The organism is Thermobacillus xylanilyticus (genome assembly GCF_907165215.1).
Taxonomy (GTDB): Bacteria; Bacillota; Bacilli; order Paenibacillales; family Paenibacillaceae; genus Thermobacillus; species Thermobacillus xylanilyticus.
Genome location: NZ_CAJRAY010000026.1, coordinates 78,238 through 100,586, shown reverse-complemented (window position 1 = coordinate 100,586; position 22,349 = coordinate 78,238). Strand labels below are relative to the sequence as shown.

Annotated in this window: 21 protein-coding genes and 3 pseudogenes; 15 read left to right on the top strand and 9 right to left on the bottom strand. The window is 62.5% G+C overall.

Annotated elements, in window-relative coordinates:
- Positions 1 to 247 precede the first annotated feature (247 nt).
- From KJQ12_RS06210 to KJQ12_RS06195, 4 genes are all read right to left on the bottom strand, one after another.
- Positions 248 to 580, bottom strand: a complete 333-nt coding sequence (locus KJQ12_RS06210; RefSeq protein ID WP_213483919.1) for a luciferase domain-containing protein — start codon at positions 578 to 580, stop codon at positions 248 to 250.
- The gene (locus KJQ12_RS06205) at positions 577 to 1,977 is read right to left on the bottom strand and encodes an MFS transporter (RefSeq protein WP_213483918.1); all 1,401 of its coding nucleotides are present in this window, start codon (positions 1,975 to 1,977) and stop codon (positions 577 to 579) included. The genes KJQ12_RS06210 and KJQ12_RS06205 overlap by 4 nt, the downstream gene beginning before the upstream one ends.
- Positions 1,970 to 2,455 carry a MarR family winged helix-turn-helix transcriptional regulator gene (locus KJQ12_RS06200; protein ID WP_213483917.1) on the bottom strand — a complete coding sequence of 162 codons (486 nt, stop codon included), beginning with the start codon at positions 2,453 to 2,455 and terminating at the stop codon, positions 1,970 to 1,972. The genes KJQ12_RS06205 and KJQ12_RS06200 overlap by 8 nt, the downstream gene beginning before the upstream one ends.
- 540 nt (positions 2,456 to 2,995) lie before the next feature.
- Positions 2,996 to 4,387 carry an MFS transporter gene (locus tag KJQ12_RS06195; protein ID WP_213483916.1) on the bottom strand — a complete coding sequence of 464 codons (1,392 nt, stop codon included), beginning with the start codon at positions 4,385 to 4,387 and terminating at the stop codon, positions 2,996 to 2,998.
- A 217-nt stretch (positions 4,388 to 4,604) separates the two neighbouring features.
- On the opposite strand from KJQ12_RS06195, the pseudogene KJQ12_RS06190 reads away from it, so the two are divergent.
- From KJQ12_RS06190 to KJQ12_RS06175, 4 genes and pseudogenes are all read left to right on the top strand, one after another.
- A pseudogene (locus tag KJQ12_RS06190) lies at positions 4,605 to 5,438 on the top strand (ISNCY family transposase); the annotation flags it as partial.
- 78 nt (positions 5,439 to 5,516) lie between these two features.
- Positions 5,517 to 6,185 (top strand): annotated as a pseudogene (gene mnmL / locus KJQ12_RS06185) (tRNA modification radical SAM protein MnmL/YtqA); the annotation flags it as partial.
- Positions 6,185 to 6,760, top strand: coding sequence for a tRNA 5-(aminomethyl)-2-thiouridylate-methyltransferase MnmM (gene mnmM, locus KJQ12_RS06180; RefSeq protein ID WP_213483915.1), 576 nt, complete (start codon positions 6,185 to 6,187; stop codon positions 6,758 to 6,760). The pseudogene mnmL and the gene mnmM, both read left to right, overlap by 1 nt.
- Before the next feature lie 85 nt (positions 6,761 to 6,845).
- Positions 6,846 to 7,817 carry a type I phosphomannose isomerase catalytic subunit gene (locus tag KJQ12_RS06175; RefSeq protein ID WP_213483914.1) on the top strand — a complete coding sequence of 324 codons (972 nt, stop codon included), beginning with the start codon at positions 6,846 to 6,848 and terminating at the stop codon, positions 7,815 to 7,817.
- Between the two features lie 227 nt (positions 7,818 to 8,044).
- Here the strand turns inward: KJQ12_RS06175 and msrB are convergent, their stop codons facing one another.
- Entirely contained in the window at positions 8,045 to 9,031 is a 987-nt protein-coding gene (gene msrB, locus KJQ12_RS06170; RefSeq protein WP_213483913.1) for a peptide-methionine (R)-S-oxide reductase MsrB, read from the bottom strand.
- Between the two features lie 182 nt (positions 9,032 to 9,213).
- Between msrB and KJQ12_RS06165 the strand changes: the two genes are divergently transcribed.
- Positions 9,214 to 9,549, top strand: coding sequence for a hypothetical protein (locus tag KJQ12_RS06165; RefSeq protein WP_213483912.1), 336 nt, complete (start codon positions 9,214 to 9,216; stop codon positions 9,547 to 9,549).
- 94 nt (positions 9,550 to 9,643) lie between these two features.
- On the opposite strand, the gene KJQ12_RS06160 is transcribed toward KJQ12_RS06165, so the two are convergent.
- Complete coding sequence (locus KJQ12_RS06160) at positions 9,644 to 10,420, bottom strand: creatininase family protein (RefSeq protein WP_213483911.1); 777 nt, start codon at positions 10,418 to 10,420, stop codon at positions 9,644 to 9,646.
- Positions 10,421 to 10,767: 347 nt separating this feature from the next.
- Here KJQ12_RS06160 and KJQ12_RS06155 point away from each other — a divergent pair, with 347 nt between their 5' ends.
- From KJQ12_RS06155 to KJQ12_RS06120, 8 genes are all read left to right on the top strand, one after another.
- Positions 10,768 to 11,886 carry an extracellular solute-binding protein gene (locus tag KJQ12_RS06155; RefSeq protein WP_213483910.1) on the top strand — a complete coding sequence of 373 codons (1,119 nt, stop codon included), beginning with the start codon at positions 10,768 to 10,770 and terminating at the stop codon, positions 11,884 to 11,886.
- 60 nt (positions 11,887 to 11,946) lie between these two features.
- Positions 11,947 to 12,828, top strand: coding sequence for an ABC transporter permease (locus tag KJQ12_RS06150; RefSeq protein ID WP_213483909.1), 882 nt, complete (start codon positions 11,947 to 11,949; stop codon positions 12,826 to 12,828).
- Complete coding sequence (locus KJQ12_RS06145) at positions 12,825 to 13,625, top strand: ABC transporter permease (RefSeq protein WP_213483908.1); 801 nt, start codon at positions 12,825 to 12,827, stop codon at positions 13,623 to 13,625. Before KJQ12_RS06150 ends, KJQ12_RS06145 begins: the two co-directional genes overlap by 4 nt.
- A gap of 68 nt (positions 13,626 to 13,693) precedes the next feature.
- Positions 13,694 to 14,506, top strand: a complete 813-nt coding sequence (locus KJQ12_RS06140; RefSeq protein WP_213483907.1) for a nucleoside phosphorylase — start codon at positions 13,694 to 13,696, stop codon at positions 14,504 to 14,506.
- 37 nt (positions 14,507 to 14,543) lie between these two features.
- Positions 14,544 to 15,695 carry an ABC transporter ATP-binding protein gene (locus KJQ12_RS06135; protein ID WP_213483906.1) on the top strand — a complete coding sequence of 384 codons (1,152 nt, stop codon included), beginning with the start codon at positions 14,544 to 14,546 and terminating at the stop codon, positions 15,693 to 15,695.
- On the top strand, positions 15,692 to 16,669 hold the full coding sequence (locus KJQ12_RS06130) for a carbohydrate kinase family protein (RefSeq protein WP_213483905.1): 978 nt from the start codon (positions 15,692 to 15,694) through the stop codon (positions 16,667 to 16,669). Before KJQ12_RS06135 ends, KJQ12_RS06130 begins: the two co-directional genes overlap by 4 nt.
- A complete protein-coding gene (locus KJQ12_RS06125; protein WP_213483904.1) occupies positions 16,647 to 17,840 on the top strand; it encodes an amidohydrolase family protein in 1,194 nt (397 codons plus the stop codon). The genes KJQ12_RS06130 and KJQ12_RS06125 overlap by 23 nt, the downstream gene beginning before the upstream one ends.
- Before the next feature lie 116 nt (positions 17,841 to 17,956).
- On the top strand, positions 17,957 to 18,856 hold the full coding sequence (locus KJQ12_RS06120; protein WP_213483903.1) for a pseudouridine-5'-phosphate glycosidase: 900 nt from the start codon (positions 17,957 to 17,959) through the stop codon (positions 18,854 to 18,856).
- 74 nt (positions 18,857 to 18,930) lie between these two features.
- Here the strand turns inward: KJQ12_RS06120 and KJQ12_RS06115 are convergent, their stop codons facing one another.
- Positions 18,931 to 19,179 (bottom strand): NUDIX hydrolase, encoded by a 249-nt coding sequence (locus KJQ12_RS06115; RefSeq protein ID WP_213483902.1) that lies wholly within the window; start codon positions 19,177 to 19,179, stop codon positions 18,931 to 18,933.
- Positions 19,180 to 19,590: 411 nt separating this feature from the next.
- Here KJQ12_RS06115 and KJQ12_RS06110 point away from each other — a divergent pair, with 411 nt between their 5' ends.
- Together KJQ12_RS06110 and KJQ12_RS06105 are read left to right on the top strand one after the other, a co-directional pair.
- Positions 19,591 to 20,178, top strand: coding sequence for a matrixin family metalloprotease (locus tag KJQ12_RS06110; protein ID WP_213483901.1), 588 nt, complete (start codon positions 19,591 to 19,593; stop codon positions 20,176 to 20,178).
- Positions 20,179 to 20,214: 36 nt separating this feature from the next.
- On the top strand, positions 20,215 to 20,763 hold the full coding sequence (locus KJQ12_RS06105) for a hypothetical protein (protein WP_213483900.1): 549 nt from the start codon (positions 20,215 to 20,217) through the stop codon (positions 20,761 to 20,763).
- Between the two features lie 105 nt (positions 20,764 to 20,868).
- Here the strand turns inward: KJQ12_RS06105 and KJQ12_RS06100 are convergent, their stop codons facing one another.
- Complete coding sequence (locus KJQ12_RS06100; RefSeq protein WP_213483899.1) at positions 20,869 to 21,978, bottom strand: GntR family transcriptional regulator; 1,110 nt, start codon at positions 21,976 to 21,978, stop codon at positions 20,869 to 20,871.
- A 28-nt stretch (positions 21,979 to 22,006) separates the two neighbouring features.
- A pseudogene (locus KJQ12_RS06095) lies at positions 22,007 to 22,349 on the bottom strand (L-arabinose isomerase); the annotation flags it as partial.

Genomic DNA, 22,349 nt, shown 5'->3' with positions numbered 1-22,349 from the left:
ATGCCGCAGGAAGACGCTGGCATTTAATAATGACGTATTATACCGCAGTATGGTTCAATTGCAAGTTGCTTCAGAAATTAATAAGATTTTCGGAACATCCCCGGCGCTTCCTGCTATGTGCTCCATAACGGCACGATCGACAGAAAGAAATGCCGGTACGATCGCGCAAGTCGGAAGGCGGCCGCCGCACGGTTGCGGTCATGGCGTGTGGCGGAAGACTGGTGAAAAGGAAAAAGACAGCGGCGGATCAGTCCCGCACGCTGTCTTTGTTCATCAGCCGATCGTAGTTGAACCGCAGCAGTTCGACCGCATGGGCTGCCGCGGCGTCATCGGTGACATGCACCGACACCCAGTTCGATTCCGGATGGATATGGTGCGGGGACGCTTTCCCGCGTGCGATCGCTTCGTCCCGCACCGCCTTGGGTAGCAGGATGTCGACGAGGGAAAACCCGTGCGTATGGCCGATTTCTTTGCCGTTTACGAGAAATTCCGTGCCGCCGAACCGGTGCGGTCCCGTCGTCACGCCCGGCCATGCGCATACTTCGGCAAACCACGCCGGCGGTTTCGTTCGTTCCGTCATCCGCTTGTCACGCTCCTTTCACGCGCGGCCCCGGCGCCGAATCGAACCCGATAGACGATGAGCAGGACGATGTGCAGGGCGGCCAGCGCACCATAGATCAGATTGAAGGCTCCGGCGTTCAGTGCGAGTTCGGGCGCCAAGCCGGTTCTTCCCGCCTCGACGGCGACGCCGTACAAACTGGCCGATACCGCATTGGAGATAAAGTTCGTCATGGAGAACAAGCCCATGCCGACGCCCGCCTCCGGCTTCGGCAGCGTGCCCGACACGGAGTTGGTGATGGCGACCTGGATGAACGTCTGTCCGACGTTGCCGAACATCAGGACGAGCGGAATCGCCCAGACGGGCAATGTCCCCGCGAGGAGGCCCATGAGCGAGAAGCAGGTGATGAGCAGCCCGGCGGCGATGGCGTAGAGCGCAAGATTCCCCTTGCGGTCCGCCAGCTTGCCGCCGCGCCTGCCGAGCACGGCCGCCGCGAAAGCGGCAGGCACCAGGGCGAAGCCGATCCACTGGGATTCGAGATGGTACACGTCCGCCAGCAGCATCGGCGTCAGCAGGAACACGCCGTTCGAGGCCGCGGCGATCAGCGAGGTCATCATAAGACCGGTCCGATATTTCCGATTCCGGAACAGGGCCGGCCGCACGAACGGCTCCCGCACGCGCCGGATGTGAACGATGAACAGCGCCAGCGCGGCGGCGAACGCCGCGAACAGCCAGACGTTCCACCAGGTGAATGCGAGCAGCAGCGCTGCCGTCGCCGCAAGCAGCAGCCCGCCGCCGGGGGTGTCGAGCTTCCCTTGCGGGTTGCCGGCGGCGTCTGCCGCTTTCAGATATTTGCGGAACAGCGGCAAGAGCGCCAGCATCAGCAAGGACGGTACATAAAGCCACCGCCAGTTCGCGAAGCTGAGCAGCAGCGCCGAGACGACCGGGCCGAGCACGCCGCCGATCGCCAGCCCGACCGCGGTCATGCTGATCGCCGAACCTCTGCGTTCCGGCGCGAAATACCGGATCGGCAGAATCATGGCCATCGCCGGCACGACGGACGCGCCGGCCGCTTGCAGCAGCCGCCCCGCGAGCGCCGTCCAGAACGTCTGCGACAGCAGGCCGGTCAGGGAACCCGCCGTGAAGATGAACAGACCGATGGTGATGATCGGCCGCAGCGCGAACCGGTCCGCCAGCTTGCCGTAGACGACGGTGCCGAAACCGTAAAAGAGCGTATAGCCGGAAGACAGCCAGCTCGCCTGCGCCAGCGTGATCCCGAACTGCCGGCTGATCTCCGGCACGACAATGTTGAACGAGCTGGCGCTCATGAACGACAGCACCGCCGTGACCATCATCAGCCGCATCAGCCGCATGCCGGCCCGTTCGCGTTGCTCGTCATGTGTCAGTTGGTCAGTCATCGTCATCCGCACCTCCTTCTTCTCCCGCATCATGGCGTCCGGCTTCGACCAGCGCCAGTGCGTTCGCCGACATGCGCTTGATGGTGCGCATCATGAACGCGTACTCGTCTTCGGTGAGCCCCTCTTCGAGCGCCCGGGTCCACTTTCGCAGCTTCTCTTGGATCACATCGCGTATCTTCAGCCCTTCAGGGGTCAGCGTCACCGCGTATGCCCGGGCGTCGTTCTGGTCGCGCGCCCTGCGCACAAGTCCGAGCTTCTCCAGCCGGCTGATCGCCCGCGCCGTCGCGGCCTTGTTGATGTACAGGTTCCGGGACAGCGTCTCCTGGGAGACGCCGTCTTCCTCGTCCAGATTCACGAGATAAATATACTCCGACGAGCGGATGCCGTACGGCTTCAGTTCCCGGTTCAGGTACATCTGGAATTGGCGATGGAGTACCGAGATCCATTTCCCGATGCTTTCTTTGTGATGGTCGTTCATGGTGCGCCGCCTCCGTGCACTGGAATGGTTGATAAGTCAACTATAATGGAAGAATGGTTGACTTGTCAACGGTTAGATCGGAAATGCCAAGCCCAATTCAAGGTTGCACGTCGCCGGCGGAAACGGCATGATGTTCCATAACACTTCATAACGACTGTACCTGCTGATTGCCGTTCTGTTCCGGAATATTTTTTTATCCGAAGCTGCACACGCCGGACGTTCTGACCATCGGGGAGAAGGAACTGGGCGGAGGGCCGTTAAGGCATCACCTGGCATTCATCGATGTAACCCAATATGCCGACCTGATTTTCTATATCCTGATCGCGCTGGCCGGGCTGATCTTTATCTTGCATCATCGGACAAGATACTTTCTGCAGCCGGATGCCAAAATGATCGTCCCGGTCTTGTCATGTTGCGTGCTGTATGTTGCGGCGCATCAGTATGTGTACAATTTATTTTTCGTTCGATGAAAAGCCCTTGGCGGAAGGAGCGGCTCATCGAAACAAGCAACCTGCCGGAAGCCGGCAGGTTGTGTTGTGGTTATTTCGCATCCTTCTTCAATCCGACACTTGCGATGAGGGCGATGCACGCCGCCGCGGCCACCGACAGAAAGGCGTCGGAGTAGTTGACGGCATGCAGGGCATATACGGGGTTTAACGGAACCTCGGCATCGCTCCGCGCGTGCAGCAATGCGCCGACGAGGCTGGCTCCCGTTCCCGCCCCGAGATAGAGGGCGCCCTGGAAGAATCCCATGCCGGCCCCGATGGTATCCTTCTGAAGGACGCCGGCGGCCGAATTCGTCACGGGCGAGTTGATGAGGGCAAACGCGATTCCCGCCCCCATGACGCCCAATGCACTCAGGACGGGGGAAGCGCCCGAAGCAAACGTCGACAGGAACAGCGCGGATCCTCCCATTGCGATCACCCCGGCCATCACGAGCGGCTTGGTTCCGATTCGATCGGAGATTCGGCCGACCCACGGCGACAAGAGGGCGACAGCGGCGCCTCCCGGCAACAGGGTCAGGCCGGCTTCTCCGGGGGTGAGCCCGTGAACCTCCAGATTCAGCAACGGAACGTATACGAGGATGGCGAAATAGGCAAACGCAGACATGAATGCCACGATCAACGCATGAACAAAGTGGCGGTTCTTGAACAGGACCGGCGGCACGAACGGGCGGCTTGCCGCGCGGATCCGCCAGACGAACCCGATGGCGGAAATCAGGGAACCGGCAAGACAGCCCAGAACCGTGGATGAGGCGAAACCGCTGCTCTCCCCTTGCGTGATGCCCAGAAGGAACAATCCGACGGCCAGTACGAGCAGGGCGCCGCCCGCCCAATCAAACGATCCCGTGTCTCCCGCTGCGCTTGCCGTTGTGATGCCGGACAAGGCATAGAATGAGCCGACCGCAATGACGAGCGACAGGATGAACGTGATCCAGAACAATGCAGGCCATCCCCAGGATTGACCGACTACGCCGCCGAAGACCGGTCCGAAGGCCGTTCCGATGCCGATGCATCCTGCAACCATGCCGAGCGCCATGCCGCGCTGACCTTCCGTGAAAACCTTCGAAACCGCCACCACGGACAAGACCGGTATGGCGGCCATTCCGATTCCCTGAACCATCCTCCCGAATACCAGCACCGCCAGATTGGGAGCCAGCACGCAGATCAGGCTTCCGATAGCCAGGACCAAGGCGGAGAACGTGTACAGCTTCCGCAGTTCCATATCATCCGCCAACCGGCCGTACAGCGGAATGCCGATCGCGAGCAGGAGTGTAATGCCGGTCACCACCCAGCCGGCCTGAGCTTTTGTCGCCTGCAGCGATTCGCTGATCAGGCCGAGAACAGGGTTCACCATGTCCACCGTGACGGCGGCCAGCAGGGAAGACAGAATCAGTACGATCATCAGCCATCTTGCAGACTTCATATTCATTTGTTACAGCCTCCCAAAAAATGAATGCATTTTTCAGGAGGCGTGATCATCTGCTTTCTTGGTCACGTCCCATCACCCTTACAGCAGGGATTTCTTTATCATAACAGTTTTTATCGTTTTTCGACAGAGGGTACGGTCAATGGTGTTGTTGTTCTGTGATATTGTCAGGGTGTAACTGTTCCGAGAAAATGTCAGTATGAGTAAGGAGCAGATCACTTTGACAAAGGACGAACTGAAACGCGTTATGGTCATTGAGAAATGGATCGACGGTCATCTCACGGAACAGGACGTTGCACGCAACCTGGGCATCAGTGTCCGTCAAGCGTATCGGCTCAAGGCAAAATATCGGAACGGAGGTGCGCCAGCAATGGCTCATGGGAATCGAGGGAAAAAGCCCGCTCACACCTTGGCCGATTCGCTCAAACAACGCGTGCAGCACCTGTATCAAGATCGCTACTTCGGAAGCAATTCGACTCACTTTGCCGAACTGTTAGCCGAACACGAGAACATTCACTTAAGCGTGTCTTCCGTACGGCGCATTCTCCTTGAAGGCGGGTTGCGCCCTGCGCGGGTACGCCGTCGTCCAAAAGTCCACAGACCCAGGCCTCGCAAAACCCAAGCGGGCATGATGTGGCAAATCGATGCGTCCCCCTATGCCTGGCTGGAGGATCGCGGTCCTCAACTGACCCTGCACGGTATTATCGACGATGCCACCGGTGAAGTCATCGCGGCCGCTTTCCGACCGACCGAGACGTTGGAGGGTTACGTGACCGTGATGATCGAGGGACTGCGCCGCAAAGGAGTACCGCTTGCGCTGTACAGCGACTGCCATTCGATTTTCCACCCTCCCAAGGGCAAACGAACGATTGAGCAGGAACTGGCCGGCGAACCGCAGTCACTTTCCACGTTCGGACGCGCGATCGCCGATCTGGGCATGATCCACATCGAGGCGCTGTCCCCGCAAGCCAAAGGGCGGATTGAACGGCTCTGGCAAACGCTTCAGGATCGCTTGGTGATCGAACTGCGCCTGAGGAATGTATGCACGATGGAAGGGCGGCGCAAGCCGTCGTCGACAGACGATTGCCGGTTCGCCGGTAACCCTTGACGGAGGAGAGCCGTTTCGGATAAGGACGACGTCGTCGACTACCTCGCCGAGCTGAACGAGCGGACGTATCTGTGGGTCGAGATGGGGCTGCAGACGATCCACGAATCGACGTCGAAGCTGATCAACCGCGCGCATGACACGGCCTGCTACTATGACGCTGTCCGGCGGCTCAGGGAGCGCGGCATCCGCGTCTGCGCCCACATCATCTACGGGCTTCCCCTCGAGACGCACGAGATGATGCTGGAGACCGGGCGCGCGGTCGCGGAGATGGACGTGCAGGGGATCAAGATCCACCTGCTCCACCTGATGAAGAAGACGCCGATGGTGAAGCAGTGGCAGGCGGGCCTCGTCCGTTTCCTCGAGATGGACGAGTATGTGAATCTGGTCGTCGACACGATCGAGATGCTGCCGCCGGAGATGGTGGTCCACCGCGTGACGGGCGACGCGCCGCGGGAACTGCTCATCGGGCCGATGTGGAGCCTGAAGAAATGGGAAGTGCTGAACGCGATCGACGCGGAGTTCGAGCGGCGGAACACCTGGCAGGGCAAGCGGCGCGGCGCCGTCGCCGCATCCGGAGCGAACGACGCGAATGCGGCGGTCACGGGCGCGGATCGCGGCTTCTTCGCTTCGGATGAAGACGACGAGCTCGCCGCGAGCCCGAGCGGCGCCGGCGGCTGTCCGGGTGGATGCTGATGGGCTTCCCGTCGGTGCTGACCATGGCCCACCGGCTGGCCGCCGAACGCATCCGGCCGGGGGACGCCGCCATCGACGCGACCGTCGGCAACGGCGTCGACACCGCCTTCCTCGCGCAGGCCGTCGGGCCGAAGGGCGTCGTCTACGGCTTCGACATCCAGCAGGCCGCCCTGGATGCGGCGCGCGCCCGCGTGGCGTCCGCCGCTCCGGAGACGCGGCTTGAGCTGTTTCTCGCGAGCCACCACCGGATGGCGGAGCTGCTGCCCGCGAAGCTCGCGGGTCAAGTCTCCGCCGTCATGTTCAACCTCGGTTACCTGCCCGGCGCCGAGGACGCCCGGTCGATCGTGACCCGTCCGGAGACGACGCTGGCGGCGCTCGACGCATCGCTCACGTTCCTCCGTCCGGGCGGCGTGCTCACCGTCGTCGTCTACACGGGCCACGAAGGCGGCCGCGAAGAGGGCGAGGCGGTCGACGAATGGGCGCGCTCGCTGCCCGCCGACGCCGGACAGGCCGTGCTGTACCGGATGATCCAGCGGCCGCACGCGCCGTATCTGATCGCGGTGGAGCGCAAGTGAGCAAAGCGGCGGACAGATCATGCAACAGAGAGTACGCGCATATCAAACCGATTGCGCAGCAGACAGATGAAAGGGAGAGAATGCCATGACCGTGCAACCTTATCCGCTCAAGTTCGCCCCCGAGTTCAAGGAACGGGTATGGGGAGGACGCGCGCTTGAACGTTTCGGACTGACGCCGCCGGAAGGGGCGATCGGCGAAGGCTGGATGATCGCCGACCATCCGAACGGCACGACGCGCGTCGTGAACGGCCCGCTCGCCGGCAAGGGACTGGACGAGATCCGCGAGGCTTACGGCCGGGATTGGTTCGGCTCGCGGGGATTCTCCGAGCGCAACGGCCGGTTCCCGCTGCTCGTCAAATTGCTCGACTGCAACGACGACCTGTCCGTGCAGGTGCACCCGACGGACGATTACGAGGGGCTGCCGGAAGGCGAGCTCGGCAAGACCGAGATGTGGTACGTGCTCGACGCGAAGCCGGGTGCGAAGATCATTTACGGCCTGAAGGAAGGCATCGGCCGGCCCGAGCTCGAAGCCGCGATCGCCGAAGGCCGGATCATGGAATGCCTGCAGGAAGTCCCCGTGGAGGCGGGCGACGCGTTCTACATCCCCGCGGGCACGGTGCACGCGCTCTGCGCGGGCGTCGTCGTGGCGGAGATCCAGCAGAACTCCGACACGACGTACCGGCTCTACGACTACAACCGCCCGGGTCTCGACGGCAAGCCGCGCGAGCTGCATATCGAGGACTCCCTGAACGTCATCGCCTACGAAGGCGCCGGCGCGACCCGGATGAAGACGGACGGCGTCCGTCCGGGCGTATGGCTCAAGATTGCGGAATCGCCGTACTTCGTCGTCGAGAAGGGCATCGTGGACGGCAGCGTGAAGCTGGCGACGACCGGCGACAGCTTCGTCATCCTGATCGCCGCGGACGGCAGCGGCACGCTGCGCTGGAATGGCGGCGAGCAGCCGGTCGCGCCCGGCGACTGCTTCCTCGTGCCGGCCAATCTCGGCGAGTACGAGATCGAAGGCTCGCTGACCGTGCTGCGCAGCCGGGTGCCGTGATGCCTTTCCCCGCTCCAACAGCGGAAATTTCTTCGCCGGTTTTGTCGAATTCGGTCTTTATCCGATGAATAATAGAAGAAAAAACTTCCTCCATTTTCCGCCGGATGCCCGAATTTCGGGATTTTTGACGGAATAGAGGAAGTTTTTTCGTTCATGATCCCGATTGGGTTGAATACTCCCCCAAATAACCGGAGCACCCGGCGCCCGCATCCCCCGGGGATGCGCCTTCACTCCTCCGACTCGAACAGCCCGAGGTAGGCGCCGTAGCCCTCCTTCGCCATCTCCGACTTCGGTATGAAGCGCAGCGCCGCCGAATTGATGCAGTAGCGCAGCCCGCCGCGCTCCGGCGGCCCGTCCGGGAAGACGTGGCCGAGGTGCGAGTCGGCCTCCAGGCTGCGCACCTCGATGCGCACCATGCCGTGGGACAGGTCCATGTGCTCGGTGATGCTGCCCTTGTGGATCGGACGCGTGAAACTCGGCCAGCCGCAGCCGGCGTCGAACTTGTCCTTCGAGCAGAAGAGCGGCTCCCCCGACACGATGTCGACGTAGATGCCTTCCTCTTCGTTGTCGTAATATTCGTTGCGGAATGGCGGCTCGGTCGCGCTGTTCTGCGTCACCTCGTACTGCATCGGGGTGAGCCGTCGCTTCAGCTCTTCGGGGTCCTTCCGGATCCGCCAGTGCCGCGCGATGAATTCGTCCCGGCCGGACGCTTTGCGGTACATTTTGTACCGGTAAGGCTGCTTCTTGTGGTAGGCCTGGTGGTAATCCTCCGCCGGATAGAACGGCCCGGCGGGCACGATCTCCGTCACGATCGGCCGGTCGAACCGTCCGCTCGCCTCCAGCTCGCGCTTCGACGCTTCTGCCAGTTCCCGCTGCTCCTCCGTATAATAGAAGATCGCCGTCCGGTACGACGAGCCGCGGTCGTGGAACTGCCCGCCCGGATCGGTCGGGTCGATCTGCCGCCAGAAAATGTCGAGCAGCAGCCGGTACGGCATCCGCCGCGGATCGTACGTGATATGAACCGCTTCCGCGTGCCCCGTCGTACCCGAGCAGACTTCCTCATAGTTCGGGTTCGGTTTGTGACCGCCCGTGTAGCCCGACACGACGCGGATGACGCCGGGCATCTCCTCGAACGGCTCGACCATGCACCAGAAGCAGCCGCCCGCGAAAGCCGCCTGTTCATATACCGGTTTGTCCGAATCTGACACGTGCATCCCTTCCTCCTTCGCCGGGCCGATTGCCCGTCGCCGGCTTCGATGTACCCCTATTATAATGTTCCGCCCGCCGCGTTGCCAGCAGACAAGCCGCCGCAATTTCCGCTTCCGGTGAACCCGTTTTCATGTTATAATGAAAGCGCTCACAAGAAATATAGAGCAACTTGAAGGGGGATATGCCGATGGTGCAAGCCGTAACGTCTGACCGCAATCTGTACGAGGACCTGGCGCTGGAGCGCGACGTACTGTTTTTCAAGCTGGGCGGACCCGGTCTGGTCTGCTTCCACGGCCGCAACTTCAATCTGAAGAAGCGGCTCAGCACCGACCGAATCGCCCTTCTCCGGTCGGATCCGAATTTCTGTCTGGTCGCCCCCGATACGTACGTCAACCTGCGGAAAGTCAGCGAATTCGACGGCGATGTGCTCTATTTCGGCGAGAAAGGACCAGAGGCGAAGCGGCTGCCGGTATCCCGCTGGCGCCGGAGCGCGATCCGCGAGAAAATCGCAAGTTTGAAGTGAGCGAAGACAGACGGGCGTGAGACGCCCATACCCAAGTCAGGCAAACTCCCGCTGCGAACCACCGCATGCGGGAGTTTTGTCATTCCCTCCGGCTTCACTCCAGCAGCTCCAGCATCATGTCCGCAAGGCGGGAACAGACCCGCCCGTAGATTTCCCTTCCGAGATCCGCGCTTGCAAGCGTCGGATCGCCGATAACCCCCGTCTCCGAGACATCGCTCGTCAGCCAGCCGAACGTGACCGCGCCGCCCAGCTTGAAATGCGATCTCTCCACCTCGACCGGATATTCCGCGCGGTACTGGTCCTGCCGCACCCACTCCGGCTTCAGCGAGAGCATGATCGACGTCTCCAGCGCGCCGCCGTGGATACCGTAATGGAGTTCCCGCTCCGGAAACGCTTCGTGGGTGTACAGATCGCCGGTACTCACCACAAAGACCTTGAGCCCGTACGCCGCGCGGGCGTCGCGGGCGGCGAGCGCCAGAACCTCCGGATTGCCGCCGTGGCTGTTCACGATCAGCAGCTTGCGCCATCCGTCGCCGCCGGCGCCGGCCAGGAGGTCGCGGAGCACCGCGAGCAGCGTCTCCGTCGACAACGAGAACGTCCCCGAAAATCCGCAGTGTTCGGTGCTCTTGCCGTAATACAGGGGCGGCAGCACCCATACCGCGGCGTCCGGCGGAAGCTTGGCGACGGCGCCTTCGATCAGCCCCTCGTTCAGCAGGGAATCCGTGAATACCGGCAAATGCCCGCCGTGCTGCTCCACCGATGCGATCGGCAGGACGAGCAGCGACCGCTCCCTGTCCAGCGCGGCGATCTCCGCCGTGCTGAGGCGCGGCAGGAAGCGCTCGTTCCAGGTGCGTCCTTCATATCTCCGCATCCATTCCACATCCTTTGTCAAAACAGATCGAACGTTGCCGGCTGTCCCGTCGGCTGTACCCCTGATCATAACAAGATTCGCGAACGGAGAACAGGCATCGCCCCTCCTTTGGCCATGTTTTTGGACAAATGCACAAGAATGCACCATTCAGATGTTTACGGACACAATCCTTTCCCGTTCCGCTTTACGGGACGCGGAGTCCCGGGCTTATACTGCTGGTATCGGCGCGGAGCGGACCATTCGACCCGTTTCGACAAAACGCCTGGCGCGAAACGGGAACGGGCGAACGATTCGGACATCGCCGCCGTGAATCCGCCGCATGCGGCAATGGGGAGGTATGGAGAGAGATGGCTGTTCGAAGGATGTTGCTGGTGTTGGTGACGGTGGTTGCGATGTTGGTGGTCGCCGCTTGCGGCGGCGGATCGGGCGGAGGAAGCGGTTCCGGCGGTTCCGGAAGTTCGGGAAGCTCCGGCGCAAGCGGCTCCGGCGGCAGCTCGTCGAACGACAAGCCGTACAAGGGGCAGAAGCTCGTGGTCGGCGTCTGGGGCGGCGACTACGGCGCGGCGATCGAGGAGTTCGCGGTCAAGCCGCTCGAGGAAATGGGCGCGGAGATCGAACTGGTGCTGGGCGGCACCGGCGACCGGGTCGCCAAGCTGTACGCCGAGAAAGGCAATCCGACGATGGACGTGGCCTTCCTGAACCTGTACGAGTCGAAGCAGGCGATCGAGGACGGCGTGGCCGAACCGGTGGACGAATCGATCCCGAACTTCCCGCAGCTCTACCCGGCCGCGCAACAGAACGGCTACGGCATGACGTTCATGGCCCTGGGGATCGTGTACAACAAGGAGCTCGTCAAGGAGCCGATCACGAAATGGTCCGATCTGTGGCGCGACGATCTCAAAGGAAAGGTTGCGTTCCCGACCTATCCGGGCTTCGAGAGCGACGCGTTCATCGCCATCGCCGGCCTCGCCTTCGGCAAGACCGAGCGGGACGACGACCACAACTTCGAAAAGCTGAAAGAACTGAAGCCGGTGCCGATGACCTACAACAACCTGGACGAGCTGTTCCTCGAGATGGAGAGCGGAAGCGTGCTGGCCGCGCCGATCTTCAACAGCTATGCCAACGACTACATCGAGAAGGGCTTTCCGGTCGAGTTCGTGTATCCCGACGGCCCGGGCGCGGTCATGGCGAAGGACACGATCGTCATCGCCAAGGGCACGAAGCATCCGGAACTCGCGAAAGCGTTCGTCAACCTGGCCATCAGCGTGGAGACGCAGACCTATTTCGCGACGAACCTGTTCATGGGGCCGACCAACAAGGAAGTCAAGGTGCCGGACGAAGTCGCCGCGAAGATCGTGTACGGCGAGGAGACCGTCAGCAAGCTGCAGGTGCTGGAATGGGAGTATCTCCTGGATAAGCGCTCGGAGTGGACGCAGCGCTGGAACACGGAAATTCTGGCCGATTGACCTCCGTCGCCTCCGGCGGCACGGCAACGCGAATTTGAAGAGGAAGGAAGAGAGGGCGGCATGACTCAATCATCGCGAACAACCGGCGGAAGGCGGTTCGGGGTTGGGTGGATGTTGCTCTCTCCCGCCCTTGCGGTGTACGGGATCATTTTCCTGCTCCCCGCGCTGCTGCTCATGGTGATCAGCTTTCAGGTCAACGCGCCTGAACTGTACCTCTGGGAGAGAGTCTACTCGCCGGAGAACTACCGGCGTTTCTACACCGACCCGTACTTCCTGAAGGTGATCGGCAAGACGCTCGCCTATTGCGTCGTCGTGGTCCTGGCGACGCTCGTGGTCGGTTATCTGCTGGCCTGGTCCATCTACAAGGCGAGATCGTTCGCCAAGACGACGCTCATCACGCTCGTGCTCACCCCGCTGTTCAGCGGCGCGCTGCTCCAATCCCTCGGCTGGTACCTGCTGCTCGCGCGTTACGGACCGATCAACGCGGGGCTTCGCGCCTTAGGATGGCTGGACAAGCCGTTCAATTTCCTCGGCACGGACGCGGCCGTCATGATCGCGCTCGTCCACGCCTTCCTGCCGTTCATGGTGCTCTCGATCCTGAACTCGCTGCGCACCATTCCGGCGAACCTGCCCGACGCGGCGGCCAGTCTGGGCGCGGGCTCCTGGTCCGCCTTCATCCGGGTGACCGTGCCGCTCACGAAAGGCGGCATGATCGCCGGCAGCGGGCTGGTCTTCGGCATGACGCTCGGCTCGTTCGCGACGCCGGGCATCGTCGGCCAGGGCAAGATCCAGTTGCTCGCCCAGATCATCTACCAACAGGCGATCCAGGTCTTCGACTGGCCGTTCGCGGCCGTCATCTCGCTCAATCTGCTCGCCATGCTCGGCATGATCTCCGCTCTGCTCGCGCTGCTGACGCGCAGGACGGGAGGTGAGGTCAGATGAACGCAGGTGGCAAATGGCTTTCCGGCTCCGTGAAGGCGCTCTATCACGGCGCGGTGTGGCTGGCCTTCCTGTTCGTGACAGCCCCCGGCCTGCTGATGATCATCGTGGCGTTCAACGACGCCGACTATTTCTCTTTCCCGCTGAAGGGTGTCAGTCTGCGCTGGTTCGTCGAGATGGCGGAGAACGGCAACTACCGCGGTTCGGTCGTGAGCAGCCTGAGGCTGGCCCTCTATGCGACCGCACTGTCCGTTCTGCTCACGCTGCCGGCGTCGCTGTGGCTCCACCGCCGGGCGAACCGCTTCGTCGAGACGGTCCTGCTGGCGCCGCTGTTCTTCCCGCTCGTCATCTGGTCGCTCGGCCTGCTGCAACTGTACGGCATGTTCGGCCTGTCCGGCCGGTTCGTCACCCTCGTGCTGGCGCACACGGTCATGGTGACGCCGTTCATCCTGCGGGTCGTCCTGCAGAGTCTGCGCGAGATGAACAGCCGGCTGGAGGAGGCGGCGTACAGCCTCGGGGCGGGCAAATGGTCGACGTTCCGGCGGGTGATTTTCCCGATCATCCTGCCCGGCGTGATGGTCGGCGCGGTGTTCGGCTATCTCATTTCGTTCACCGACGTGACGCTCACCATGTTCATCTCGAGCTCGGGCAACACGACGTTCCCGGTGCGCGTCTACTCCGAACAGCGCAGCGAAGGGCTGAACATGGTGGTGCTCGCCTGGTCGGCCGTCATCACGTTCGTCATCTTCATCATCTCGCTGATCGGCGAAAAATTTGCCAGATGGTCGCGATACTTCTGAAGCATCCCCGACCGCGGCGCCGGCTCAAGACCCGGTACGCCGCGATCCGGACACGGGAGGGACTCGACATGCAGAACAAAATCGGCCCGTTTCGCATCGGCGACAAACCCGCATTCACGCAAATCACGGCTGATCAGGCGGCTCCGTACGTCATCTTCGTGGTGAAAGATCCGCTCCACGGCTGCGAGAAGGATACGGCCGAGGAAGTGGCCGATTATTTCGACGAGCGCCGGCTCGTCAGCGACACCGGCATGTGCCGGGTGTACACGGGCGTCTATTCGGGCGTTCCCATCACGGTCGTCTCCAGCGGCAGTGGCGCGCCCGAGCTGGAAATCGTGCTGATGGATTTCATGATGAACACGGACGCCCATACATTCATCCGCGTCGGCGGTTCCGGCGCCATGCAGGAATGGCTCAGGGTGGGCGACCTCGTCATCGCGACCGGCGCGGTGCGCGACGAAGGCACGAGCCTCTCGTACGTGCCGCCGCAGTTCCCGGCGGTCGCCGACTGGCGGCTGGTCGCGTGCATGAAGAAAGCCGCCGAGCGGCGCGGTTTCCGCCACCATCTCGGTCTAACCCGCTCCGTCGACTCCGAATATCCGGGCGTTGCGCGTCCCGCGCGGGACGGCTTCCTGCTCGAGCGGCACAAACGGCAATTCGAGGAATGGCATCGCGCCGGCGTCCTCAACGTGGAGCGCGAGGCGTCGATCCTGCTCACGCTGACGACGCTGTTCGGTCTGCGCGGCGGCGTGGTCAACGCGATCGGCGACAATTTCGTGACGGGCGAACCGTTCAGGCCCGGCGCCGGCTTCGCCAATGCCATCGTCACCGCGCTCGACGCGATCGTCCTGCTGGACGGGGAACGGAATGCCGGGGAGTGAGCGGATCCGGCGCGACGTGGAAAGGAGATTCAGCGGCATGAGCTACCTGGTGCTTGACGGTCTGTCCAAAACCTTCCGCCAAGTCGAGGTGCTGCGCGACATCCGGCTGAACGTCGAGGAAGGCGAATTCATCTGCCTGCTCGGCCCGAGCGGTTCGGGGAAAAGCACGATCCTGCGCCTGATCGGCGGTTTCGAGTGGCCGGACGGCGGCTCGATCGAACTGGCGGGACGGCATATCCACGATCTGCCGCCCAACCGGCGCGACATCGGCTTCGTCTTCCAGGATTACGCGCTGTTCCCGCACATGACCGTGGAGGAAAACGTGCGCTTCGGACTCGCCTACCGGAAGATGGACAAGGCGGAAATGCGCGAGCGGGTCCTGTCCGTCCTCGGGCTGGTCGGGCTGACCGGCATGGAGAAGCGCTATCCGCGCCAGTTGTCCGGCGGCCAACAGCAGCGCGTGGCGATCGCGCGCGCCATCGCGCTCCGTCCGACACTGCTCCTCCTTGACGAGCCGCTGTCGAATCTGGACGCGAAGCTCCGGCGGCAAATCCGGCTGGAGATGCGCCAGCTGCAGCGGGAACTCGGCATCACGACGGTCATGGTGACCCACGACCAGGAAGAGGCGATGACGATGAGCGACCGCATCGCGATCCTGCAGAACGGCATGATCCAGCAGTTCGACACGCCGCTTAGACTGTACCGCGAGCCGGTCAACCTGTTCGTCGCCGGGTTCATCGGCGATCCGCCGATCAACCTGCAACCCTGCAGGGTGGAGATCGCGGACGGCGGCGCGGAGCTGCCGGTCTGGGGCAAGCGGTTCCGGCTTGATGCCCGCGACGGCGCGCCGATCGGGAACGGACGCGAGCTGGTGCTCGGCATCCGGCCGGAGAACCTGAGGGTCACCGATGCGGACGAGGCCTCGGGCTCCGTCATCGCCGCGAAGGTCGAAGCCGTGGAGCATCTGGGCGGATCGGCGCTGGTGCACGCGCGAACGACGGACGGCAGCCGGCTGTGCGCCGTCGCTCCCCCGCAGGACGTGCCGCAGGCGGGGCAGCGCATCGGACTGGCCGTACAGACGGACGCCGCGCTTCTGTTCGACGGGAACACGACGAACCGGCTGCCGGAACTCGTCTTGCAGGAGGGTCGTCCGCAAGTCCCGGCATCATCGACGGGAGGCATGCCATGAAACGACCGACCATCCTGACCTTTGGCAACATCGTCATGGACGGCCTGTACCGGGTCGAATCCCTGCCCGGTCACGACGAGAAAGTGTTCGCGTCCTCTGCGGCCTGGTCGCCGGGCGGACCGGCGGTCCATTTCGCGCTGGAAGCCGCCTCGCTCGGCCTCTCTTCCGGCGTGCTCGGCTGGATCGGCACCGACGCGTTCGGCCGGCAGATCGAGGAGACGCTGCGCCGGCGCGGCGTGTCGCCGCTGCTGCAGCGCGTGCCCGAAGCGCCGACGCCGACGGCGGTCGTCATCGTCGACCGGACGGGCGAGAAAGCCGTGCTGCTCTCGCCGCCGATCGACCGGGAACGGCTGGCGGAGGCCGGGCTGCCGCCCGGCGTCGACATCTCCGCAGCCGATCATCTGCATACGCACCTGTTCCGCGAGGAACTCGTGCTGCGCGTGCTGGATCTGGCGAAGCGGCAGGGCGTCACGACATCCCTCGATGTCGAGCCGTCTTCCGTGGAGCGCTGGGGCACCGAGGCGGTGCGGCGGGCGCTTGCGCTCACCGACATCGCGTTCGTCAACGAGCGGGCCGTGAACATGCTGGTACCCGGAGGAGCCGGGCCGGAGACGAAGCTGCCCGGCATCACCGCCTCCGGCCCGTCGATCGTCGTCTGCACGCGCGCCTCCCGCGGCTCCGTCGTCTGCGCGCCCGGCCGGCTGATCACCTGTCCGGCCATCCCGGTCGAAACCGTCAGCTCGCTCGGCGCCGGCGACATCTTCTCCAGCGTCTTCGTCTGCGCCCTCCTGTCCGGCAAGCCGCCGGAAGAGGCGGCCGTGACGGCGACGGCGGCTTCGGCGGTATCGGTCAGCCGCTCGCCGGATGCCGTCTGCTATCCGACGAAGGACGACATCGCGGACATGCTGGAGAAGTCCCCGGTCGTGCCTTCGGTCATCGAGGTGGGATCCAATGGAAATTTACACCAACGCTAACGTCCTTGTCGGCGAAGAGCTGGAATGGACGCCGAACGCGACGATCGTCGTGGAGAACGGGCGCATCGCGGCGATCGAACGGGACGCAAGCCGGGACGGCATCGACCTGCGCGGCGGGCTCGTCATGCCGGCGTTCGTCGACGCGCACACGCACATCGGCGACACGGCGGCGAAGGAGCTCGGCATCGGCATGCAGGTGGAGCTGGCGGTGCAGCCGCCGCACGGGCTGAAGCACCGCTTCCTGCAGCAGCTGAGCCGTGAGGAACTGCTCGCCTCGATTCGCCAGGGACTCAAGGAGATGCTGATGTCCGGCATCGCCGCGTTCGGCGATTTCCGCGAAGGCGGCCTCGACGGCGTGCGGGCGCTCCGGGAGGCAAGCCGCGGGCTCCCGATCCGTCCGGTCATCCTCGGCCGCCCGATGGCCGATTACCGCGCGAACGAGCAGTTGACGCGGCGGGAGCTGGAAATGGTCGCCGAGGAAGCGGACGGATTCGGCATTTCCGGCATCAACGCGTTCGACATGGACGTGTTTCGCCTGATGCGGAGAATCGCCCGGGACAAGCTCGTCGCGATCCACGTCAGCGAGTCGCCGCGCGACGCGGCGATGTCGCTCGAGCGTTACGGCAGGACCGAAATCCGGCGCGCGTTCGAGTTCGAGCCGGATCTGATGGTCCATCTCACCCACGCGACGGAAGAAGACATGGACGAAATCAAGGAACGGGGCCAGGCGATCGCGGTGTGCCCGCGCACGAACCTGCTGCTCGGCGACGGCATTCCGCCCCTGCACGACTTTTACCGCCGGGGCATTCCGTTCTCGATCGGTTCGGACAACATGATGTTCTCGAGCCCCGACATGTTCCGCGAAATGGACACGGCCAGCCGCGTGACGCGCGGTGCAACGCAGGACCCGGGGAGCATCGACGCGCGGTTCCTGCTGCGTTCGGCGACGCTGACCGGCGCGCGGGCGCTGAACATCGACCGCGACCTCGGCACGGTGGAAGTCGGCAAGGCGGCGTCGTTCCTCGTGCTCGACCCGGAGAGCCAGGCATTCGTCTGCAGCCACGACCGCGTGTCGGCGGTCGTGCACCGATGCGCCCCGTCGGACATCGCCTGGTTCATCTGCTCCGGCGTCACGGTCATTCGCGAAGGCCGTTTCGTGCTCGACCTGTAAGCGGGGAATATGGATGCGAACCGGTATTTGCGGAGAAGGACCGGAAAGTGCGGATGCGAACGGAAAAACGGCGAACGCGGATCCGGAACTTGAATCAGACAAGGCGGGTGATGAGCTTGCGTTACTCGGCTGAAGTGCGAAGCGCGATCGACGCCGGCCGGCCGGTCGTCGCGGTCGAATCGACGATTCTGACGCACGGCCTCTCCCTGCCGCGGGCCCTCGACCTCGCCTTCGGCGTCGACGAGGCGATTCGCGTGCGCGGCGCGGTGCCTGCGTTTCTGGCCATGGTGCGGGGCGAGCTGCGCGTCGGTCTCGACCGCGGTGAGTTGGAATGGCTGGCCTCCGCCGAAGGCCGGGTGAAGCTGTCGATGGCGGATCTCGGCGTCAGCAGCGCCCGGCGGCTGTCGGGCGGTACGACGGCCGCCGTCACGGCCTGGATAGCCGCGCGGGCGGGCATCCGCGTGGCGCTGGCCGGCGGCCTTGGCGGCGTCCATCGCGATGTGCTCGACACCTGGGACATCTCCGGTGACCTGAACACGCTCGCCTCATCAAGCGTCCTGATGGTATGCGGCGGCATCAAGACGTTCCTCGACATCGGCAAAAGCCTCGAAGCGCTGGAGACGCTCGGCGTACCGGTGCTTTCGTACAGACAGGACCGGTTCCCCGGCTACTACGTGCGGGAATCGGAATTTCCGGCCATCCGGGTCGATTCGGGAGAAGAAGCGGTGGGGATCGCACTCAGGCATTGGGAGATCGGCAGATCCGGCGGTCTGCTGCTCGGCGTTCCGATTCCGGAAGAAGCGGCGCTGTCCGGACAGCGGATCGAGGCGATCATCAGCCGGGTGCTGGCGGATGCGGGCGGCAAGGGCGACGGCAAGCACGTCACGCCCCGCATCATCCGCGCCATCGAGCAGGAGACGGGAGGCGCGACGGCGGCGGCGAACCGTGCGCTCATCGTTGCGGCCGCGGAAGTGGCCGCCGACGCGGCGATCGCGCTGGCGAACTTCGGACAATGACAACGACGGGCTGCCTGAACCGGGCAGCCCGTCGTATTTCGATGTGCGGCGCTTCCGCCCGCCCTGCGGCGGCCCTACCGGCCGAGCAGCATCTCCTCGATCCGTTGCCGATCCGTCAGCTGCTCGAAGTCCCGATCGAGCTCCAGCATCTCCGTGCGGATCAGGCGATCGCCTTCATAATGGCAACGGAGCTCGAACAGGCCGGTTCCGTCGGCCAGCAGCCTGACACAATGCGCCACGTTCGGCGTGACCCCCGGATTTCCGGGGTGCAGAATCCATTCCGTCTTCTTCCAGTCCAGAATGCCTTCCGGCGTTTTGAGCATGGGCACCTCCATGGGCGGATTGTCCGTTAGGCCACGGTTTACAGATTCCAGATCTGCCCGGCCGTCTCCTGCTTGGTCCATGGATCGACAGACTGAAGTGAACGAAGACGATCAACCTCCCGCAGCGATGCCCCGCATGCGGAAGGTTGTTTTGAGGTGGCCTCTCTCCACTCGCCCCTAGTTTTCCTCGGATGCTCCGCACATTTTGGAACCGACAGCCAATCCCATGTTTTTCTAAAGATTAATATATAAAACATTAAAAAAATGCATGTTATTAGAATTGATGATTACTTATTATTAATATTAGAAACCAATGTAAACGTTTTTATTTCAATAGGAGGTGATATAACCATTCTAAGGAATTAACCCGAAAACGGAAAACATTCACATAATCGAGAGGAGGAGATTATGATGAAAAAAGTTGTAAGCATGTTGCTGATTTCTGTCTTTGCCTTCGTGCTGACCGGAGGTAACGCCATGGCTTACCAGTACTTTAACTTTTATCGAATGGAAGGCGGCATATCTGAAGGACACTACAGCATACAAACCAGCGTCACAGTCGTCTACAACGGTAAAACTTACTACATCATGCGGGCTTTCAATAACGCGTTTACCGATTGGAGACAAAGAAGCATCGCTAACCTGGTATCCGGCAATCTGACCGACGCGAAAGTCGTTGCCTATTCCGTAGATTTGGACGACAAACACTTGTACGGCATATGCATATGGTACAAAGGCTCCACAAGGATGGATATTCCGAACGATCATTGGACAAAAGCATATATCGCTCTGAATTTGAAAGGGATTGATTATCACCAATTGACTGAAACCGAATACACTGCCGTGGCTGCTCATGAAATCGGACATGCCTTTGGTTTGGCACATGATGTGGGGACGGCACAAAAACCGAAAATAATGGATGAGGCTTTTCTGGTTAAAGGATGGTATGTCCCGCAGGATGACGACGTAACGGGAGTAAGAAAATTGTATGAACTGTAAAATTTGATAAACCCAAAGATTCGGGAGTGATCTTTCGTGAAAAAGACGGTTACCCCGGCCATCGTCGCTTTGCTCCTTGTTTTTCTTGCAGGCTGCTCCATTTCCGGAAGCGGCGTTGAAGGTTCAAAAGAACCTTTCTACGGCGGAATGTCCGTACACGTTTTCGATACGTTTCAGGATTTGGAAGAGGAGTCTACGCTCATTATTCTGGCCGAAAAAACCGGCAACAGCATGAACAAAGAAGTCGAGTTCTTGAACTTCACCATAACGGAAGTCAAGGTTGCAAAGGTTCTGAAAGGAGATCCTTCTCTGCTCGGCAAGACCGTCAATATTCTCGAATACGCCCCGGTGAGCATGACTACCTTTGACAAAGAGAAGCGCTACGTTCTGTTCCTGTATCCGCATAACGGCAAAATCGTGGAAAACGGTTATTGGATCACGGGCGTTTATCAGGGCAAGTTCAAACTGGACAAAAACGACAAACTGCTTTATGACGCACACAAATACGGGGGAGTGATCACCTTCCAGGATGAATTGACCGGCCATACGGTATTGAAACTGGAAGGCCGGTTGGGGCAACATTGACCGCAGCCGGTATCCGGAAGGCGAAACGGCGATAATCAAGCAGCGCCATCGATCAAGCGATCACGGGCTTGATGATGGCGCTGTTTCACTTTGGAATTGCCTTCGTTAGTCGCGCGTCTCCCCGCCGATCGCCTTCGTCGATTCGCGGACGACCAGTTCGGGCGCGTAGGTCACATCCTCCGCCTCGGCCACGGGATCGGCCATCAGGCGGAGCAGCAGCTCCGCCGCGCGCTCGCCCATCGCCGTCTTCGGATGGGTCAGCGTCGTCAGCTTCACCTCGGCCGCCTGGGCCAGCGTCGAATCGTCGAAGCCGACGATCGACAGATCGTCCGGCACGCTGAGCCCCGCTTCCCGAACCGTCTTGAGCAGCGCGACGGCGAGCTCGTCGTTGTAGCAGACGAACGCCGTCGGCCGGTCTTCGCGCCGCAGCAGAAGCCCGGCCCGTTCGGCCGGGTACGTCCACTTGTTCTCCGACGCGTACGTGACGACGCCGTCCGGCATGACCGGCACGCCATAGCGCTTCATCGCGCGCAGGAACCCCTTCATCCGGCGCGTGCCCTGCAGGTCGTCCGTCTTGAAGAAGCCGGCGATCCGCCGGTGGCCGAGCCGGATCAGATGTTCCGCCGCCGCGAACGCGCCGGCTTCGTCGTCCACGATGAGGCACGGGCAGTCGAGCTCCGGATAGCGGGCGTTGATCATGACGATCGGCACGCCGCGGTACCGGAACGCGAGATACTGCTCGAGGTTCGGGTTGCCCTCCGCGCTCTTCGTCGGCTCGACGATCAAGCCGCCGACGCCGCGGTCCATCATCATCCGCAGGCTGTCGCGCTCGCGGTCCTTGTCGTTGTCGGTGCTCGACAGGTACAGGCCCATCCCGCGGGCGCGCAGCACCGCCTCGGCCCCCCGGACGATATGCGGAAAGATATAGTCCGAAATATAAGTCGTCACCATGCCGACGGCAGCTCCCGCCGCCCCGGCCTTCGATGCGAAATTCGGCGGCGCCACGAAGGTTCCCTTGCCGCGCTGGCGATACAGGTACCCCTCCTGCTCCAGCTCGCCGAGCGTCTGGCGGACGGTCTGCCGGCTCATGCCGAACCGGGCCGCCAGCTCGTTCTCCGACGGCAGCATCTCATGCGGCTTCCATTCGCCGCTGTGCAGCCAGGAGAGAATTTCCCGTTTCAGTTGCAAATATTTCGGCAAGCCGCCGCGCGTCATTCCGTCGACACCGCCCAACCTCCGTCCGTTACGTGCGCAATTTCCACGCCAGGTCGGCCAGCACCAGCTCGCGGCGCAGCACATCCGGGCGCGTACCCTCTCCGATAATGACCGACTCGATGCCGGCCATCTCAGCGAAATCGGCCATCTGCGCGGCCGTCACATGATAGGAGAAGCCGGTATGGTGCGCGCCGCCGGCGAGAATCCACGACTCGACGCCGTCACGCAGGTTCGGCAGGACGCGCCAGAGGACGCGCGCGACCGGCAGTTTCGGCATCGGACGCTCGACGGCCACCGCCTCGACCTCGCTGACGAGCAGCCGGAACCGGTCGCCGAGATCGACGATCGACGCGTTGATCGCCGCGCCCGCG

What these genes read in the sequence shown, in the direction of transcription:
- KJQ12_RS06165 (WP_213483912.1), top strand. Translation starts at nt 9,214, where the DNA reads ATGGTGCAAGCCGTAACGTCTGACCGCAATCTGTACGAGGACCTGGCG.
- KJQ12_RS06200 (WP_213483917.1), bottom strand. Translation starts at nt 2,455, where the DNA reads ATGAACGACCATCACAAAGAAAGCATCGGGAAATGGATCTCGGTACTC.
- KJQ12_RS06160 (WP_213483911.1), bottom strand. Translation starts at nt 10,420, where the DNA reads ATGCGGAGATATGAAGGACGCACCTGGAACGAGCGCTTCCTGCCGCGC.
- KJQ12_RS06205 (WP_213483918.1), bottom strand. Translation starts at nt 1,977, where the DNA reads ATGACTGACCAACTGACACATGACGAGCAACGCGAACGGGCCGGCATG.
- KJQ12_RS06100 (WP_213483899.1), bottom strand. Translation starts at nt 21,978, where the DNA reads ATGACGCGCGGCGGCTTGCCGAAATATTTGCAACTGAAACGGGAAATT.
- KJQ12_RS06140 (WP_213483907.1), top strand. Translation starts at nt 13,694, where the DNA reads ATGCAGAACAAAATCGGCCCGTTTCGCATCGGCGACAAACCCGCATTC.
- KJQ12_RS06150 (WP_213483909.1), top strand. Translation starts at nt 11,947, where the DNA reads ATGACTCAATCATCGCGAACAACCGGCGGAAGGCGGTTCGGGGTTGGG.
- mnmM (WP_213483915.1), top strand. Translation starts at nt 6,185, where the DNA reads ATGGGCTTCCCGTCGGTGCTGACCATGGCCCACCGGCTGGCCGCCGAA.
- KJQ12_RS06135 (WP_213483906.1), top strand. Translation starts at nt 14,544, where the DNA reads ATGAGCTACCTGGTGCTTGACGGTCTGTCCAAAACCTTCCGCCAAGTC.
- KJQ12_RS06175 (WP_213483914.1), top strand. Translation starts at nt 6,846, where the DNA reads ATGACCGTGCAACCTTATCCGCTCAAGTTCGCCCCCGAGTTCAAGGAA.
- KJQ12_RS06210 (WP_213483919.1), bottom strand. Translation starts at nt 580, where the DNA reads ATGACGGAACGAACGAAACCGCCGGCGTGGTTTGCCGAAGTATGCGCA.
- KJQ12_RS06115 (WP_213483902.1), bottom strand. Translation starts at nt 19,179, where the DNA reads ATGCTCAAAACGCCGGAAGGCATTCTGGACTGGAAGAAGACGGAATGG.
- KJQ12_RS06155 (WP_213483910.1), top strand. Translation starts at nt 10,768, where the DNA reads ATGGCTGTTCGAAGGATGTTGCTGGTGTTGGTGACGGTGGTTGCGATG.
- KJQ12_RS06145 (WP_213483908.1), top strand. Translation starts at nt 12,825, where the DNA reads ATGAACGCAGGTGGCAAATGGCTTTCCGGCTCCGTGAAGGCGCTCTAT.
- KJQ12_RS06125 (WP_213483904.1), top strand. Translation starts at nt 16,647, where the DNA reads ATGGAAATTTACACCAACGCTAACGTCCTTGTCGGCGAAGAGCTGGAA.
- KJQ12_RS06110 (WP_213483901.1), top strand. Translation starts at nt 19,591, where the DNA reads ATGAAAAAAGTTGTAAGCATGTTGCTGATTTCTGTCTTTGCCTTCGTG.
- KJQ12_RS06195 (WP_213483916.1), bottom strand. Translation starts at nt 4,387, where the DNA reads ATGAATATGAAGTCTGCAAGATGGCTGATGATCGTACTGATTCTGTCT.
- msrB (WP_213483913.1), bottom strand. Translation starts at nt 9,031, where the DNA reads ATGCACGTGTCAGATTCGGACAAACCGGTATATGAACAGGCGGCTTTC.
- KJQ12_RS06130 (WP_213483905.1), top strand. Translation starts at nt 15,692, where the DNA reads ATGAAACGACCGACCATCCTGACCTTTGGCAACATCGTCATGGACGGC.